Source organism: Micromonospora sonchi (assembly GCF_014646235.1).
In the GTDB taxonomy this organism is placed as follows: domain Bacteria; phylum Actinomycetota; class Actinomycetes; order Mycobacteriales; family Micromonosporaceae; genus Micromonospora; species Micromonospora sonchi.
The window spans coordinates 118583-135599 of the sequence record NZ_BMNB01000012.1 but is presented as its reverse complement, the minus strand read 5'-3'; the positions used below and the strand labels follow the sequence as shown (position 1 = coordinate 135599).

The following is a 17017-nucleotide window of genomic DNA, read 5'->3' as shown; positions in this document are numbered from 1 at the left end:
GCTCAAGTCTGGTTCTGTCGGTACCAGTGGACACACCGAAGCAGGGGAGCCCATGAACACCGAACGTCTCACCACCAAGAGTCGCGAGACCATCACCGCTGCCGTAGCCCTGGCCAACCAGCGCGGGCACGCCACCGTGGAGCCGTGGCACCTGCTGCTGTCGCTGCTGGACACCGAAGGGTCGACCGCTGCCGGTCTGCTGCGCGCCGTCGGGGCCGACCCCGCCGAGCTGCGCCGGGCCGCCCAGCGCGCCATCGACGCGCTGCCCGCCGCCCGGGGCTCCAGCATCGCCGAGCCGACCTTGGCCCGCGAGTTCGTCAACGCCATCGGCGCCGCCGAGCAGATCGCCCGCCCGCTCGGCGACGAGTACACCTCGACCGAGCACCTGCTGGCCGGGCTGGCCCGGGTCGGCGGCGCCGTCTCCGGTGCGCTGAAGGCCGCGGGCGCCACCGAGGAGAATCTCGTCGCTGCCTTCCCGACGGTGCGCGGCGGAGACCGCCGGGTCACCACCGCCGACCCGGAGCAGACCTACCAGGCTCTGGCCAAGTACGGCGTCGACCTGACCGCGAGCGCCCGGGACGGCAAGATCGACCCGGTGATCGGCCGCGACTCCGAGATCCGCCGCGTGATCCAGGTGCTGTCCCGGCGTACCAAGAACAACCCGGTGCTGATCGGCGAGCCCGGCGTCGGCAAGACCGCCATCGTCGAAGGGCTGGCCCAGCGGATCGTCGCCGGTGACGTGCCCGAGTCGTTGCGCGACAAGAAGCTGGTTTCGCTCGACCTCGGCGCGATGGTGGCCGGCGCCCAGTACCGGGGCCAGTTCGAGGAGCGGCTCAAGTCCGTCCTGGAGGAGATCAAGAACTCCGACGGGCAGGTCATCACCTTCCTCGACGAGCTGCACACCGTCGTCGGCGCGGGCAAGGGCGAGGGCTCGATGGACGCCGGCAACATGCTCAAGCCGATGCTGGCCCGTGGTGAGCTGCGGATGGTCGGCGCGACCACGCTGGACGAGTACCGCGAACACATCGAGAAGGACCCGGCCCTGGAGCGCCGCTTCCAGCCGGTGCTGGTCGGCGAGCCCACCGTCGAGGACACCATCGGCATCCTGCGCGGGCTCAAGGAGCGCTACGAGGTGCACCACGGCGTACGCATCACCGACGCGGCCCTGGTCGCCGCCGCCGCTCTCTCCGACCGGTACATCACGGACCGGTTCCTGCCCGACAAGGCGATCGACCTGGTCGACGAGTCCGCGTCCCGGCTCCGGATGGAGATCGACTCCCGGCCGGTCGAGGTGGACGAAATCGAGCGGGCGGTGCGCCGGCTGGAGATCGAGGAGATGGCGCTGGCCAAGGAGCCGGACGCCGCCTCCGCCGAGCGCCTCGAACGGCTGCGCAAGGAGCTGGCCGACAAGCGTGAGCAGCTCACCGCGCTCTCCGAGCGCTGGCAGTTGGAGAAGAGCCACATCACCAAGCTCTCCACCGCCAAGGAGGAGCTGGAGCGGCTCGGCGGCGAGGCCGAGCGGGCCGAGCGCGACGGCGAGCTGGAGCGCGCCGCCGAGCTGCGGTACGGGCGCATCCCCGCGCTCAAGGCCGACCTGGCCAGGGCCGAGGAGGAACTGGCCCGGCTCCAGTCCGACGGCGCGATGCTCAAGGAGGAGGTCGGCGCCGACGACATCGCCGCCGTGGTCGCCGCCTGGACCGGCATCCCCGCCGGCCGGCTGCTTGAGGGGGAGACCGCCAAGTTGCTGCGGATGGAGGAGTCGCTGGGCGAGCGCGTGGTCGGCCAGACCGAGGCGGTCGGCGCGGTCGCCGACGCGGTCCGCCGCGCCCGGGCCGGCGTGGCCGACCCGGACCGACCCACCGGCAGCTTCCTCTTCCTCGGCCCGACCGGTGTCGGCAAGACCGAGCTGGCCAAGGCGCTCGCCGAGTTCCTCTTCGACGACGAGCGGGCGATGGTCCGCATCGACATGAGCGAGTACGGCGAGAAGCACTCGGTGGCCCGCCTGGTCGGTGCCCCGCCCGGCTACGTCGGGTACGAGGAGGGCGGCCAGCTCACCGAGGCGGTGCGCCGCCGGCCGTACTCGGTGATCCTGCTGGACGAGGTGGAGAAGGCCCACCCGGACGTCTTCGACCTCCTGCTCCAGGTGCTCGACGACGGCCGGCTCACCGACGGTCAGGGCCGCACGGTCGACTTCCGTAACGCGATCCTGATCCTCACCTCGAACCTCGGCTCGGGCGTGATCAGCGATCTGACGCTCGCCGAGGAGCAGCGCCGGGAGGGCGTCCTCGCGGTGGTCCGGTCGCACTTCAAGCCGGAGTTCCTCAACCGGCTCGACGACATCGTGGTCTTCGCCGCCCTCCGGGGCGACGACCTGCGGGCCATCGTGGACATTCAGCTGTCGCGGCTGCGGAACCGTCTTACGGACCGCCGGTTGACGCTGGACGTCACCGACGCCGCGGGCACCTGGCTCGCCGAGCACGGGTACGACCCGATCTACGGCGCCCGGCCGCTGCGCCGGCTGGTCCAGTCCGCGATCGGTGACCAGCTCGCCAAGGCCCTGCTCAGCGGCCAGATCCGCGACGGCGACACGGTGCGGGTCGAGCTCGCCGAGTCGAAGGACGGCCTGTCGGTGACCACCGGGTGACGGCCGCCGTGCTGCGCGCCCCGGCGGTCGGGGCCAGGATGGAAGCATGTTCGGGAGGGGAACGAAGAAGGACTCCGGGTTGGCGGCGGCCATCGCGCGACTCGCTGACGCCGAGACGGTCGCGTTCGGCCGGGTGGGACTCGCGGGGTCGCTGCTCCCGGAGACCGAGGCGTACCAGCGGGTGGCGGCGGCCATCGCCGAACAGCCCGACGAGGTACGCGAACAGCTCGACCGGCTGCTCTCAGCCAGTGCACCGGCGGGCCGGGTGTACGCCGCCACGCTGCTGGAGCGGCTCGACCCGGCGGCCGGCTGGGCGGCCTGGACCGCGCTGCGAGACGACCCGGCGGAGCTGTCGACCATGACCGGGTGCGTCATGGGCGCCACCACGGTGGGCGAGTACGCCGTGGAACGGCTCGCCGAAGCGTGATCCATTTGCCCGGTCGGCTCCGTATGATCGGCGCTGCCGACCCTCGCGCGTGGGCCGTACCGTCCGTGCCATGACCGTTACTGACGAGTCCCCCGGCGCCCTGCCCCCACTCCGACCACCTCGTCCCGCGACCGTCACCGTCGCCTTCTGGCTACAGCTCGCCGCGGCGGCGGTCCTACTCGGACTCGTCGTTCTGGTGGTCGTCGAGGCCGTCCAGTGGGACGCGGCGATCGACCGGGCCGCGCGGCGGGTGCCGGACGCCGACCCGAACGAGGTACGCGGGGAGCGCTGGAGCAGCATCGGCATGTCGGCCGTGCTGGGCGTACTGCTGTTGCTGCTCGCGCTCGCGATGGCGCTGACCGCGCAACCGGTACGCCGGGGCAGCAACGTCGCCCGGATCGTGGTTTTCGTGGCCGGCGGTGCCCATCTGCTGTTCTGCGTCGTGCCCTGCTGCTTCGGCGCGCTGCTGTTTCCGTTCGATCCCGGGGTGGGCCTCGCCGAGGAGCCCTACGCCGACGACCTGTCGCCGGAGGACGGCTTCTGGCAGGAGTCGGACTTCAGCAAGGCGCTGTACGGCGAGACGAACCCGTTCGGCGACGTGTTCTTTCCGCTGGCCGGTTTCAGCGCGGTGACGGTGCTGCTGCTCACCCTGGCCGTGGTGCTGCTGCTGACGGTTCCACCGGCGCACCGCTGGTTCGTGCCGGCGACCGAAGCGGCCGGCCCCCGGCCGCCGATCCCCGGGCACGACAGCCCTCACCTCGCCAGCTACCCCATTCCCCTCGGCTATCCCGTTGCGCCGGGCTACCCCGTTGGGCCGGGCTACCCCGTTGGGCCGGGCTATCCCGTTGGGCCGGGCTACCCGGTTCCGCCCGGTTATCCCGTTGGGCCGGGCTACCCGGTCGGGCCTGGCTATCCCGTTGGGCCGGGCTACCCGGTTGCGCCCGGTTATCCCGTTGGGCCGGGCTACCCGGTTGCGCCCGGTTATCCCGTCGGACCGGACTATTCGCTGCCCGGCTACCCCGGCCCTGGCTATGGAAGCTGCCCGGACCCCGCCGCGCACGGCGTGCCGAACCAGCCCACCCCGCCCACCCAGTCGCCGCCGTCCGCGTCGTCCGGATCCGCGCCGTCGGCTCCGCCTCCTGGCGAGGGCGCTCCTGGCGAGGGCGCTGCTGGTGAGGCCGCTTCCGGCGGCGGGTCGGACGGTGGTGATCAGCCCGGCGAACGTTGACGGAGGCCACACCGGTTGGCGAGCCGGACGGCAGGCACAGATCATGGGTTGACAGCTTCGCCGACATGCCACGGGAGGTGACCGGATGGACGGGGCGACAGTCCTGGTGGCCGCGCTCGGGGTCCTGGTCGGCCTGGTCGTCGTCGCGGCCCTCGTGGGCCGGTGGCGCAGGTCCGACAGCGCCTCCCGGAAGCGGCGCGGCGACGGGCCACCGGGCGACCCGCGCCGGATCGGCGTCGGCGACATCGTCGAGATCGGCGACGAGTCGTACCCGGTGCGCGGCTCGATCCGCCTGGTCGAGGGTGAGTGGCGCTGGGCCGAGCACCTGTTCGACGACCCGGGTGGCCGGCGGCGGCTCTCGGTGGCGGAGGACCCCGAGTTCGAGTTGGTGCTCTGGCACCCGGAGCCGGGCGTCGTCGGCACGCCCGGTGCCCCGGTCGTCGAGTTCGCCGGCCGGCGATACAGCTGGCACGAGTCCGGCCAGGCACGGTACACCGCCACCGGTGCCACCGGGCTCGCTCCGAACGGCACCATGCGCTACCACGACTACCGGGCACCGGGCGGTGCCCGGCTCACCTTCGAGGCGTATGGCGAGGCGGGCTGGACGGCGGCGTGGGGCGAACGGCTGGATCTCGCCGATGTGGCCGTCCACCCCCAGCGCCGAGCCGGCTGACCCCCGGCGTCGGCCGTCCGGCTGAGCCGAAACGGGCTCCGGAGCCGGCGACGCAGCGTCCGGCTGGCGTCGCGCCGTGCCGAAATGGCCTGGTACCGATACCGTGAAGCGCGTTCCAGGAAGGGAGAGAGATGGGCGATCCTCAGAGCACGCCGGCCCGGATTCGGCCGAGCGTGGTGACGATATCCACGTACCTGTTGTTGCTGTTCGCAATCTGTCAACTCATCGGCGTGATCATTTCGCTGGCTACCATCGGCACCGTTCGTAAGGTGACGGAGGAGGCGTACCGGGGCTCCACCACCGAGGGAATGGAGAACATCGCCGACCTCGTGGTGATCGTCGGGGTCGGCACCGCCATCTTCACGCTGGTGGTCTCGCTCGCGCTGTTCGGCTTGGGCCTGATGAACCTGCGCGGCAAGAACGGTGCGCGGATCGCCACCTGGATCGTCGGCGGCATCATGTGCTGCTGCGTCGGCTTCGGCGTGCTCAGCGGAGTGGCCGGCGGCATCAGCACACCGGGCGGAACCAGCGGCGACATGCCGAGTCAAGCGGAGGTCCAGCGTCAGCTCGAGGAGGCTCTGCCGTCCTGGGTCACCCCGGTCAGCACGCTGCTCGGCGTGATCAGCCTGATCTCGTTGCTGGCGGCGCTGATCCTGCTGGCGCTGCCGAAGGCCAACGAGTTCTTCCGCAAGCCGACCCAGCAGTGGGAGCCCCCGATGCCCGGTGGCAGCTACCCGGGTCAGCCCGGCTACCCGCCGGCGCCGGGCCAGCCGGGCTACCCACCGGCGCCGGGCTACCCCGGTACCTCGGGGCAGCCGGGCTACCCACCCACCTCCGGCCAGCCCGGCGAGCAGCCGCCACCCACCGACCGGCCCGGCTGATCGCCGGTGAGTTGACCGCGACTGCGACGGTCCCTCCGAGTAGGTTGCATCCGAACACGCCTACCGGAGGGATTCGTCGTGTCGTACCCCGAACAGGCACCCGCCCGGCGGCCGGGCGTGGTCGTGCTGGCCGTGGTGGTGCTGGCCGTGATGACGCTCGGCGCACTCGGGTACGCCGTGGCCGGCCTGAGCACCATCGGCGGCACCGTGGCCCGATTCCGTACGGCAGCCGCCGGCACCTCGGCCGACGCCGGCCAGATCGACGCGGTCGTCACCCTGCTGCGGGGCTCGGTCGTGCTGTCGGCGGTGCTGAGCCTGCTCGCGGGTCTTCTCCTCATCGGCCTGGCGCTCGGGCTGGCCGCCGGACGACCCGGCGCTCGGGTCGCCACCTGGGTGGTCGCCGGGCTCGGCCTGCTGCTCGGCTGTTGCGGGATCGTGGCCCTGGTCGTGCAACGCGCCGCGCCCCTGGACTTCGGCGACGATCGGGCCGCCGCCGAGCTGGTCAGCCTGATCGCCGACGCCCATCCGTCGTGGTGGATTCCGCTCACCGCGACCCTTTCGGTCGCCCAGGTGCTCGGTTACCTTGTGGTAGCCGCGCTGCTGGCGACCCCGTCGTCCAACGTCTGGTTCCGCCGGAGCCCGGCACCGCCGTCGGGTCATCAACCGCCGGCACCGCCCGCTTACCCGCCGTCGGGTCAGCATCCGCTGGCACCGCCTGGCTACCCGCCGATGGGTCAGCAACCGCCGCACCAGCCCTACCCGCCGCCCGGGGCGCCGCCGTCGTTCCCCTACCCGCCGAGGTGATGCAGGCCGTGACGCCCGATCCCATGACGCCCGACCCACCGTTCGGCGAGCGCTGGGCGTTGATCACCGGGGCGACCGCGGGCATCGGGGCGGCGTTCGCCGAGCGACTCGCCTCCGACGGTTGGCACCTGGTGCTCGTCGCCAGGGACGCGGGCCGGCTCGCCGCGCAGGCGGCCGAGTTGACCGGCCGGCACGGGGTCGAGACCGAGACGATCGCCGCCGATCTGTCCACCGACGACGGTTGCGCCCGGGTCGAGCGGCGACTGGGCGACGCGCCGCCCGTGGAACTGCTCGTCAACAACGCCGGCATCAGTTTGAACACCCCGTTCCTCCGCTCGTCGTCCGAAGACGAGGCCCGACTGCTCCGGCTCAACGTGCACGCGGTGCTGCGGCTGACCCTCGCCGCCCTGCGTACGATGACCGAGCGACGCAGCGGGGCAGTGATTAATGTCTCTTCCGTGGCGGGTTTTGGTGCGGTCATGCCGGGCTCGACGTACTCCGCCAGCAAGGCATGGGTCACCAACTTCAGCGAGTCGGTCGGCCAGTCCGCCCGCCCTTTCGGCGTACGCGTGATGGCGCTCTGTCCCGGCTACACCCGCACCGAGTTTCACCAGCGGGCCGGCATCGACATGTCGAAAACCCCGGAATGGATGTGGCTCAGCGCGCCGGCCGTGGTCGACGAAGCCCTGCGTGACCTGCGAAAAGGCAAGCTCGTCAGTGTCCCGTCCTGGAAGTACAAACTGGCCGTGGCGGGCCTGCGCCACGCCCCTCGCCGGCTGCTCGACCGGGTTGCCCGGGACACTCGGGGCCGGATCGGTCGCGATCACGGGTGATCTGCCCACGGGCTACGGGGTTGAGCCTCGATGTCACTCGATCCGATCCGGTGATCGACGTAGCGTAACGATACATCGCCACTCATCGGTCCCCCGAAGAGTTGACCCAGGTGGCCCGCACACGTGGCACACAGACTTCCGCAGTACCCTCTATCGCCATGGGGGACCACGACGACCTGCGTAAATTCATCTCTGACCTGGCTGTGGTCCATGGCCGGGTGGTGCTCTCCTCAGGGCAGGAGGCCGACTGGTACGTCGATCTGCGTCGCGTCACGCTCCATCACCGGGCGGCACCGTTGGTGGGCCAAGTGATGCGGGAGCTGACCGCCGACTGGTCGTACGACTCGGTGGGCGGCCTGACCCTGGGCGCCGACCCGATCGCCCTGGCGATGCTGCACGCCGCCGGGCGCCCGTTGGACGCCTTCGTGGTTCGGAAGGCGGGCAAGGCGCACGGGCTGCAACGACGGATCGAAGGCCCGGATGTGGCCGGTCGTCAGGTCCTGGCGGTGGAGGACACCTCCACCACGGGCGGAAGTGTGTTGACCGCCGTTGAGGCTCTTCGCGAGGCCGGAGCCGAGGTCGTGGGGGTGGCGGTTATCGTTGATCGTGGTGCCGGCGACGCGGTGCGAGCCGCCGGATTGCCCTATCGGGCGGCCTATACGTTGGCTGACCTCGGCCTTGTGGCGTAAAAGTCTGCCGATTCGGATCTGCCGATATGCAGGCAGATCGATGCTGCTGGTGGAAGGATGGAATACGTGGGAACTGCGTTGGCCGAAATGACCATGCCTCAGATCTCGCCGCTTGCCGGCGAGCCGATCGAACGTGCCGACGCCGAGCGATTGGCCGGGGTCCTCAAGGCCCTTGCCGACCCCGCTCGGCTGCGGCTGCTAAGCCTGATCCAGTCGGCGCCAGAGGGCGAGGCGTGCGTGTGTGACTTGACCGCGCCGCTTGGCCTCTCCCAGCCGACGGTCAGCCACCACCTGCGTATCCTCACCGAGGCCGGCTTGCTGGAGCGGGAGAAGCGCGGTGTGTGGGCCTACTACCGACTGGTCCCGAGTGCGATCGCCACGATCGCCGACCTGCTCACTCCGCCGCGCAAGCGGGCCACCAAGCGGGCTCGCTGAGTCTTGACCCGCTGGTGGCTGCCCGACCGGCAGCCACCAGCGGGGATGGGCATCAGCGGACGTGGGACGTTTCGTACGTCTCCTCGGTGAGTTCCCGGGCGGCCCGGCGAAGGCGGCGACGCTCGGCGATGACCATTGCCGTGACCACGGCGACGCCGAGCAGGAACAGCGCGCCGATGGCCAGGACGTTGTCGCCGGGTGCGTGCAGATCCCGCTCGTCGGACTGCCACGGCCAGAGCGCCCGCAGGCTGCCCAACAGGGCACCGGACATCACCGCGAGAGTCATCCGGCGGTGCTCCTCCAGCAGCCACTGGAGCAGCTTGACGAAGAGCGACAGACCGATCACCATGCCGGTGGCGAAGACCGCCAGGTAGCCGAAGTCGCGCTCGTTGAGCGCGGTGATCGTCGGCTCGTAGAGGCCGACCGTCAACAGCAGGAACGACCCGGAGACGCCGGGCATCACCAGGGCGCAGACCGCGACCGCCGCCGCCACCAGCACGATCAACGGGTGCGGCGTGAGGGTGGCCTGCGGCAGGCCGGTCAGCGCGAACGCGGCCACCGCGGCGATCGCCAGCGCGACGATCTCGACCCGCCGCCACGGCGCGCCGACCATCGAGATCGGCACCAGCACCGAGGCGAGCACCAGCCCGAGGAAGAGCCCCCGGGTCTGCTCCGGGTACCCGGTGAGCAGCGGTTCCAGCGCCTTCGCGGCGATCAACAGACCGGGCAGCATGCCGATCAGGAGCGGAACGACCACCGCCCAGTGCACCTGTCGCAACTGGTGACCCGTGCGCGTCCAGCCGCGCCCGCGCGGCACGTCGGAGGCCGCGTACCGGGCGGCGCTCACCACGTGGCCGGCGGACGAGATCACCCGCTCGTAGACGCCGGTGACCAGCGCGATGGTTCCGCCACTGATTCCCGGCACAGCCTCGGCAACGCCGATGGCCGCGCCGCGCAGCACGTGACCTACCCGTTCGCCCAATGCCATGAAGATTCCGCTCCGTACGTCGCTCGACCTGACCGTGTGGCGGTTGCCACGGCGGCCCAGGCTACCGGCGGCCACGGTGCAAGGAAGGGCCCCCTGTTAACGCGTGCGGTAGAGGAAGGGCCCCCTGTCAACAACAGGGGGTGAACACGGCGACCCGCCAGGCAGGGATCAGCGGTAGTCGTCCTCGTCGGCGGCGACCACCCGGGCCTGCTCCATCGCGTCCCAGTCGGCGACCTCCAGACCGCGGCTCGGCTCGTCCTCGACCTCGGTGGCGTCGACCACCCGGGCCTGCTCGACCGCGTCGGCCGGCTCGGCCTCCAGGTCACGTTCCTCCGGGCTGAGGTGGTCGCCGGGGGCGAAGTCCTCCTCGGGCTGGCCCATTCGGTCCCTCCGGGATGTCGGTGGACGGTACCCATCCACCGTACGGGCTGCGCCTGCGCCTCGCTGGGAAGCGGCGCCGGGCGAGGGTACGCCACCGGCGGACCCGAGTCGGTCGAATCGCCCCCACCCGGGCTGTCCCCGGTGCCAGGATGGCACCGTGGGATTCCTCATCCGGCTGGCGACGACCGCCGTCGCCCTGTGGATCACCACGCTGATCGTGCCCGGGGTGGAGGTGACCGGCCGGACCGGTTACCACACTGCGCTCACCCTGATCATCGTCGCGTTGATCTTCGGGGTGGTCAACGCAGTGCTCAAGCCGGTCATCAAGGTGGTGGGCTGTGTCTTCTACCTGCTGACGCTGGGCCTGTTCGCGCTGGTGGTCAACGCCCTGCTGTTCCTGTTGACCAACTGGATCGCCCGGGCGCTCGACCTTCCGTTCCACGTCGACGGTTTCTGGCCGGCCTTCTGGGGGGCGATCGTGATGGCGGTGGTCACCTGGCTGATCAGCGTGGTGGTACCGGATTCCACAGACCGGCGGTAGACCGGCGGTGAACCAGCCCGGTTGTGCCCGGCCGGTCCAGCTACGGGATACTGCCCGCGGAGGACAGCGCGGTCCGGCGCACCCGTGGAGACCAGACGGTCGCACGGCCGACCGCCCATGAAAATCGGGCGGCCGTTCGGCGACCCGTCCGAAGAGATCCAGGCGGCCGTATGGCCGGCGCAAGGAGAACAGCGGCCGCACGGCCGACAGCGGCAAGTAAGGAGCGTTCGACATGCCCATCGCTTCCCCTGAGGCTTACGCCGAGATGCTGGACCGCGCCAAGGCCGGCCGGTACGCGTACCCGGCGATCAACGTGACGTCCTCGCAGACGCTGAACGCGGCGCTCAAGGGCTTCGCCGACGCGGAGAGCGACGGCATCATCCAGGTCTCCACCGGTGGTGCGGAGTACCTCTCCGGCCCCTCCGTGAAGGACATGGTCACCGGCGCGGTGGCGTTCGCCGCATACGCCCACGAGGTGGCCAAGAAGTACCCGGTCAACATCGCGCTGCACACCGACCACTGCCCGAAGGACAAGCTGGACAAGTTCGTCCGGCCGCTCATGGCCATCTCGCAGGAGCGGGTCAAGAATGGTCAGGAGCCGCTGTTCCAGTCGCACATGTGGGACGGCTCGGCCGTGCCGGTGGCGGAGAACCTGGAGATCGCCGAGCAACTCCTCGTCGAGGCCGCCAAGGGCAAGATCGTCCTGGAGATCGAGGTCGGCGTGGTCGGCGGCGAGGAGGACGGCGTCGAGAACGCCATCAACGACAAGCTCTACACCACGGTCGAGGACGGCCTCGCCATGGTCGACGCGCTCGGCCTGGGTGAGAAGGGCCGCTACATGGCGGCGCTGACCTTCGGCAACGTGCACGGCGTCTACAAGCCGGGCAACGTGAAGCTCCGTCCGGAGATCCTGAACGAGATCCAGGAGGCGGTCGGCGCGAAGTACGGCAAGGAGAAGCCGCTCAGCCTGGTCTTCCACGGCGGCTCCGGCTCGCTGCTGTCCGAGATCCGCGAGGCGCTGGACTACGGCGTGGTGAAGATGAACATCGACACCGACACGCAGTACACCTTCTCCCGCCCGGTCGCCGACCACATGTTCCGCAACTACGACGGCGTACTCAAGGTCGACGGCGAGGTCGGCAACAAGAAGATGTACGACCCCCGGGTGTGGGGCAAGGCCGCCGAGGCCGGCATGGCCGCCCGCATCGTGGAGGCCTGCGAGCACCTGCGCTCCACCGGCACCACGATGACCAAGTGACGTATCGACGCTGAAAACACGCCGAGGCGGCCGGCCCCATCTGCTCGGGCCGGCCGCCTCGGCGTCACCGGGTCAGCAGGCGGACGGCCTCGTGGACGTCGTCGGTGAGGTGCACGGTGTCCGACAGGTCGCCGAGCGGTGAGGTGGTCAGCAGCGGGCGCAGCAGAGACTCCACCGGCAACTCGGTCTTCCAGTACCTGCGGTCCAGGAAGACGTACGCGCCGCTGACGCCGTCGGTGCCGTAGTAGGTCTTGGTGGCCGCCTGGAACACCTCCTGCACGGTGCCCGCCCGGCCGGGGGCGAAGACGATCCCGCCCCGCGCCAGTCGCAGGATGGTGTCCTCGCGGATGGCGTTCGAGAAGTACTTGGCGATCCGGCCGGCGAACAGGTTCGCCGGCTCGTGGCCGTAGAGCCAGGTGGGGATGGCCAACCCGCCGCAGCTGGCCCAGTCCAGATCGCCGTTGGTCAACGCGGCCGAGTCCGCCCGGTAGGCGGTGGCCGGTTCGCTGCCGTCGCCCGGCGGGGCGATCGTCCGGCCGAACACCTCCCTGACTTTCAGCGCGGCGGCCGTGTAGCGGTCGTGGTCGGCGAAGTCCGGCGCGGTGGCGAGCAGGTCGATGGCGGCGGTGAGTTCCTCCGCCGGCCGGGTCGACAGGTACGCGCCCAGGTTTGCGGCCTCCATCACCCCCGGTCCGCCGCCGGTGACCACCAGGCGGTGAGCCCTGGCCAGTTCCCGGCCGAGCACGGCGGCCATCCGGTACGGCGCACTGCCCCGTGGCACCGCGTGCCCACCCATCACACCGACCACCGACTGCGGTCCGTGGCTGCTGAGCCAGGCGCGGGTGGCGTCGGCCAGCGCGTTGTCCACGCCGTGGTCGTGCAACCGCTGGCCGAGGGCCTCCCGGACGTCGGGTAGCGCGCCGCCGTGGGCCCGGAAGTGCGCGTACACCCGGGTGTCGTACATCGCCTCGAAACCGCCCTCGGCGAAGCCGGCCGCCAACTCCTCCGGGGTGTAGAGGTGCGGCGGCTGGGTCGGGTACGGCAGCCCGGAGAACGGCGGCACCACGTTGGCGCCCCGCCGGACCAGGTCGGCACCGACCTGGCGGGAGGCGAACCGACAGCCGACGAAGAGGGTTCCGGCCACCTCGACGTCGGTGAAGTCGGGGACGGGGTCCAGATCGAGCGCAAGCCCCTGGATGGTCAGGCCGACCAGGCTGCCGGTCGCCAGCCGTCGGTCGAGCTCCGACCGGGTCTGGATCTCGTTGGTCCAGGTGTGCGGTTCGATGACGTCTGCGGGGGGTGGAGTCGGCATCGGCTCATCCTGCCCGCCCGGCTCAACCCTGCCGGTCGCGGCCTGACGACGCGGAGAACGGACGGGGACGTGACGGACCTCTCGGCCGTTGGGCCAACGGGCTTGCCGGACCCCCTCGCGCACCCCGGTGCGAAGCGGGTTGAATGAGGCGATGCAGAACCTGTTGCCTGAGCCGCCCGCCACGCTCCTGCCCGTCAACGAAGAGGCCGACGCCATCCTGGCAGCGGCCGAGCAGGACGGCGGTGACGAGGCGTTCGCCGCGGTTGCGGCGCGGTTCCCGACGTACAGCGCGGGCTGGGCCGCGCTGGCCGCCCGGGCCCTCGCCGAGGGCCAGGTCGTTCCGGCGTACGCGTACGCCCGCACCGGCTACCACCGGGGGCTGGATCAGCTGCGCCGCAGCGGCTGGAAGGGCCATGGCCCGGTGCCGTGGTCGCACGAGCCGAACCGTGGCTTTCTGCGCTGCCTGTACGTGCTCTCCCGGGCCGCCGACGAGATCGGCGAGGCGGACGAGGCCGCCCGCTGCGCACAGTTCCTCCGCGACTGCGATCCGGCCGCCGCCGACGCGCTGGCCAGCAACTGATCCACCGCACCCGCCGATCCAGGGGATTTCGTCGTCGTGAGAGATCGACTGATGGCGCTTCCCTGGATCGGCGGCTGTGGAAGGCGTCAGAGGCCTTCGGCCACCGCCGCGGCGATCTTGAGCCAGGCGTCCCGGGTGGCCGCGGAGAGCTGGGCGTAGCGGATCGGCTCTCCGGTGTCGATGAGCCGTTCGTACGGGGCCAGCAGCACCGCCCTGGTCCGCGCGGCGAAGTGCTCCTGGATCGCGGGCAGGTCGATCTCCTTGCGGGACGGCGGCATGGAGACCACGGTGACCGCCTGCCGGACCAGCCGTTGCCGCCCGCTCTGCTCCAGGTGGTCGAGCATGCGGGCGGCCGTCTCGGCCGAGTCGTTACGCGCCGACATGGTGACCACGAGTTGGTCGGTGGCGTCCATCGCGGCCTGCCAGTTCTGCGCGCGTACGTTGTTCCCGGTGTCCACGAAGATCAGCTTGTAGAACCGGCTGACGACCTCGCGGATCTCGCCGAAAGCGGCTGCGGTGAGCATCTCGCCGCCGGTGGCCGACTCGTCGGAGGCGAGCACGTCGAACATCCCCTCGCCCTGCGAGCGGACGTACTGCGACAGGTCGCCGACCCGCCCGTGCGCGCCGTGGAACTGGCCCAGGTCGCGCAGCAGGTCCCGCACCGTACGCGAGTGGAAGTCCTGCTGGGCGCGCATGCCGAGGGTGCCCTGGGTCTCGTTGTTGTCCCAGGCCAGCACGTACCCGCCGCGATTCTGCCCGAAGGTCATCGCCAGCAGCAGGATGGCGACGGTCTTGCCCGCCCCGCCCTTCGGGTTGACCACGGTCACCTGCCGTAGCCCGCCGAAGTTGCGGCGTACCGTCTCGATGTCCCGCTTGCGTTCCAACTCGTGCCGTCCCGGTGGGAGCTTCACCAGGCCCGTCTTGTTGACCACGGCGCGGACGCCCATCGTCGCGACCGGATCAGCCGGGCGCACCTGCCGCCGCCGGGCGAAGTCCTCGGCGGTCGGCGCGCCACCCACCTCCGGATTCCAGTTCTGCTCCGCGTACGCCGGCGGGACCCGGGACGCGGTCTCGGCCGGCTGGTACGGCTGGTGCGGCAGCGGGTGAGCCGCCGGCGGCGGTACGTGCTGCTGCTGCCAGGGCACCGGGTTCCAGGCCGGCTGCGGCGGGAACGGACCGGGCGGCACTGCCGGGTACACCGACTCGGCCGGGGGTGGCGCCGGCCCGGCGTACGGCGGAACGGCTGGCCCGCTCTCCGTGACCGGCGGCGGCACCGGGCCAGGGAACTGCGGCGTGACCGGGACGGCGGAACCACCCTGCTGCGGCACGGACGCCGTGCCGTAATGCGGTGCGGGTGGCATCCCGTGCTGCGGTGCGGGTGGCGGCGGGGTGGCCGCGGAAGGTGGGTCGTCGTCTCCCACCGGGTTGACCTGCGGAGGTGCCGGCGGGCCGGGGATGGGCTGCGGCACTGGCGGCAGCGCCTGGGCCGATGCGGCCCAGACGGGCCGCGGCGGGACCCCGGATCCCTCGCCGGCCTGGACCGGTGGGGCGACCTCGGGGGCGGGACGCTGCGGCGGCTGCGCCCACGGTGACTCTGTCTGCGGACGGGGCACCCGCGGTGGGCTGCCTGCCCGGTCGTGGATGTCCGCACCGGAGTCGGTCGGGGCGCCCGTCGTGCCACCCACGTCGGCGATGGCCGTCGATTCATCGTCGCCGGGCACCGTAGACAACGGGCCGGTCTCGGCCTGGTCGGGCGTCGGGGATGGGCCGGCGTCCGTCGGGGTGCTGTTCGGGCCTGTGGTGAGCGAGGTCGGCCGGTCGAGGGTGAACGGCTGGTTCAAATCGACCTGGGAGACTCCCGGCGGGTGACCGCCGGGCCGCGGAGCCCAGCCGGAGGCGGTCGGACCCCCGCTGGTCAGCGACGGATAGTCGGCCGGCGAGGGTGGTACGGCGGAGTGGCCGGGTGCCGGATGACCGGGGTGCGGCGTCGTCGGGTGCCCGGGATACGGCGGCGTGGCCGGGTGGCCGGGGGTCGGTGGAACGGCAGGTGGCACCGGCGGCGGGGCATCCCATGGCGGTGCCGCGAGGCCGTCGATCTGATCGGGTGGCCAGAGTGGTTCGATGTCCCGTTCCGGCACCCCCTGCTGGCCGGGTGCGTGCGCCCGGTCGGCGTTCTCGTCCACCACGGTTCCTCCCCATTCCTCCTGCCGAGGATAGGCCCACCGGCCGACCCGGGCCGTCGGTGTGGCTCGGCTCAGGTCGTCCAGACCGCCCAGGCGCCCGGCTCGGTCCACCAGGACCGCTTACGGGTCAACTGCCCCTCCACACCGTCGTCCAGGTAGGGCAGCGCGACATCGTCGCGGGGCAGGACCGACACGGCCCGGCCCCGGGTCCGGCGCACCTCCAGGCGTACCCGGCGGCGGCCCAGCCTCGACCGGGTGACCACCGGTACGGCCACCGCCACCTCGACCAGACCGTCGGTCGGGTCGGCCGTGGTGAGCAGGGCGACGTCGTCGAGCCGCGCGTACCCGCCCGCGTTGCCGATGGCGCAGGCCAGCAGCGGGTCGTCGCCGTTGGACAGCACCACGTCGTCCACCTCCACCCGGCCGCGCCAGTGCAGTGGGCGTCCGTCCTCGGCGGCGGCGCCGAGCAGCGCGCCGTCCAGCGTCACCGAGCCGCCGTCGTTGCGCAGGAGATCGAGCCGGCGGGGCGTGCCGTCGAGCACCGCGGCGGCCACCGCCGCCGGATCGCGAGGGAGGCCGAGCTGCGCGGCGAGATCGTGGTGCGCCGTGCTCCGCGCCGGATCGAGCGGCAGTACGCCGACCGGCGGCAGGTCCGGCACGGTCCGGTTGCCGGCCAGGTCGGCCGGTCGACGGCTGGGCGGTGGCGCGTACCGCCGGACCAGCCGGCGCAGCACGGCGCGCAACTGTGCGTCACCGGCGATCGCGACCACGAGCCTGGTCTTGGCATCCGGATCGGGCCAGGTGAGGCCGTCCGGCCTGGGCGGGCTGTCCAGCCGGGCCAGCACCTCGTCGATCTCGGCGTCCGATCGGGCCGTTACCGTCTCGACCCGTGCACCCCGGGCGGTCAAGGCATCCGCGCAGGCCAACACGGGTACGCGGGGAGTCTCGCAGTCCTCCCGGCCTTGGGCAGCGTCGGTCGCGCCGCCGCAGCAGGCCCCGTCGCTGCCGCACCCGGCTCCCGGAGCGTCCCGCTCCGAGCCCAGGGTGAGCAGCACCACGTCGTACACCGGTAAGGCTCCTCCTGCCTATCGGCGCGACCCCTGCCGGTCGTGCCGTCACTACTTGTTAACCTGACACCCCGGGCTCGCTGACCGGTCGCC

Annotated in this window: 17 protein-coding genes; 12 read left to right on the top strand and 5 right to left on the bottom strand. The window is 71.6% G+C overall.

What is annotated here, in order from left to right; all coding sequences use genetic code 11:
• The first annotated feature begins 52 nt into the window (after positions 1-52).
• From clpB to IEY61_RS15075, 9 genes are all read left to right on the top strand, one after another.
• On the top strand, positions 53-2644 hold the full coding sequence (gene clpB / locus IEY61_RS15115; protein ID WP_189044637.1) for an ATP-dependent chaperone ClpB: 2592 nt from the start codon (positions 53-55) through the stop codon (positions 2642-2644).
• Between the two features lie 46 nt (positions 2645-2690).
• Positions 2691-3071 (top strand): hypothetical protein, encoded by a 381-nt coding sequence (locus tag IEY61_RS15110; protein WP_189044635.1) that lies wholly within the window; start codon positions 2691-2693, stop codon positions 3069-3071.
• A gap of 70 nt (positions 3072-3141) precedes the next feature.
• A complete protein-coding gene (locus IEY61_RS31210) occupies positions 3142-4299 on the top strand; it encodes a hypothetical protein (RefSeq protein WP_229705918.1) in 1158 nt (385 codons plus the stop codon).
• Positions 4300-4384: 85 nt separating this feature from the next.
• Entirely contained in the window at positions 4385-4972 is a 588-nt protein-coding gene (locus tag IEY61_RS15100) for a DUF4178 domain-containing protein (RefSeq protein ID WP_189044633.1), read from the top strand.
• A gap of 131 nt (positions 4973-5103) precedes the next feature.
• Positions 5104-5853 (top strand): hypothetical protein, encoded by a 750-nt coding sequence (locus IEY61_RS15095; RefSeq protein WP_229705917.1) that lies wholly within the window; start codon positions 5104-5106, stop codon positions 5851-5853.
• A gap of 78 nt (positions 5854-5931) precedes the next feature.
• The gene (locus IEY61_RS15090; RefSeq protein WP_189044631.1) at positions 5932-6657 is read left to right on the top strand and encodes a hypothetical protein; all 726 of its coding nucleotides are present in this window, start codon (positions 5932-5934) and stop codon (positions 6655-6657) included.
• Between the two features lie 23 nt (positions 6658-6680).
• Entirely contained in the window at positions 6681-7490 is an 810-nt protein-coding gene (locus IEY61_RS15085; protein WP_189044789.1) for an SDR family NAD(P)-dependent oxidoreductase, read from the top strand.
• 158 nt (positions 7491-7648) lie between these two features.
• On the top strand, positions 7649-8179 hold the full coding sequence (locus IEY61_RS15080; protein WP_189044629.1) for an orotate phosphoribosyltransferase: 531 nt from the start codon (positions 7649-7651) through the stop codon (positions 8177-8179).
• A gap of 57 nt (positions 8180-8236) precedes the next feature.
• Positions 8237-8614, top strand: coding sequence for an ArsR/SmtB family transcription factor (locus IEY61_RS15075; protein ID WP_111244082.1), 378 nt, complete (start codon positions 8237-8239; stop codon positions 8612-8614).
• A gap of 52 nt (positions 8615-8666) precedes the next feature.
• Here the strand turns inward: IEY61_RS15075 and IEY61_RS15070 are convergent, their stop codons facing one another.
• Both IEY61_RS15070 and IEY61_RS15065 read right to left on the bottom strand, forming a co-directional pair.
• Positions 8667-9602, bottom strand: a complete 936-nt coding sequence (locus IEY61_RS15070; RefSeq protein ID WP_189044626.1) for a DUF368 domain-containing protein — start codon at positions 9600-9602, stop codon at positions 8667-8669.
• Between the two features lie 168 nt (positions 9603-9770).
• The gene (locus IEY61_RS15065; protein ID WP_189044624.1) at positions 9771-9983 is read right to left on the bottom strand and encodes a hypothetical protein; all 213 of its coding nucleotides are present in this window, start codon (positions 9981-9983) and stop codon (positions 9771-9773) included.
• A 157-nt stretch (positions 9984-10140) separates the two neighbouring features.
• Between IEY61_RS15065 and IEY61_RS15060 the strand changes: the two genes are divergently transcribed.
• Positions 10141-10524: a phage holin family protein gene (locus IEY61_RS15060; protein ID WP_189044622.1), complete on the top strand. Its 384-nt coding sequence runs from the start codon at positions 10141-10143 to the stop codon at positions 10522-10524.
• Between the two features lie 232 nt (positions 10525-10756).
• On the top strand, positions 10757-11782 hold the full coding sequence (fbaA, locus tag IEY61_RS15055) for a class II fructose-bisphosphate aldolase (protein WP_189044620.1): 1026 nt from the start codon (positions 10757-10759) through the stop codon (positions 11780-11782).
• 64 nt (positions 11783-11846) lie between these two features.
• On the opposite strand, the gene IEY61_RS15050 is transcribed toward fbaA, so the two are convergent.
• Positions 11847-13094, bottom strand: coding sequence for an LOG family protein (locus tag IEY61_RS15050; RefSeq protein WP_189044617.1), 1248 nt, complete (start codon positions 13092-13094; stop codon positions 11847-11849).
• 151 nt (positions 13095-13245) lie between these two features.
• Between IEY61_RS15050 and IEY61_RS15045 the strand changes: the two genes are divergently transcribed.
• Positions 13246-13674 carry a DUF3151 domain-containing protein gene (locus IEY61_RS15045; RefSeq protein WP_189044615.1) on the top strand — a complete coding sequence of 143 codons (429 nt, stop codon included), beginning with the start codon at positions 13246-13248 and terminating at the stop codon, positions 13672-13674.
• 86 nt (positions 13675-13760) lie between these two features.
• Here the strand turns inward: IEY61_RS15045 and IEY61_RS15040 are convergent, their stop codons facing one another.
• Together IEY61_RS15040 and IEY61_RS15035 are read right to left on the bottom strand one after the other, a co-directional pair.
• Entirely contained in the window at positions 13761-15860 is a 2100-nt protein-coding gene (locus tag IEY61_RS15040) for a MinD/ParA family ATP-binding protein (RefSeq protein WP_189044613.1), read from the bottom strand.
• Positions 15861-15928: 68 nt separating this feature from the next.
• On the bottom strand, positions 15929-16924 hold the full coding sequence (locus tag IEY61_RS15035) for a diacylglycerol kinase family protein (RefSeq protein ID WP_189044611.1): 996 nt from the start codon (positions 16922-16924) through the stop codon (positions 15929-15931).
• Positions 16925-17017 lie beyond the last annotated feature (93 nt).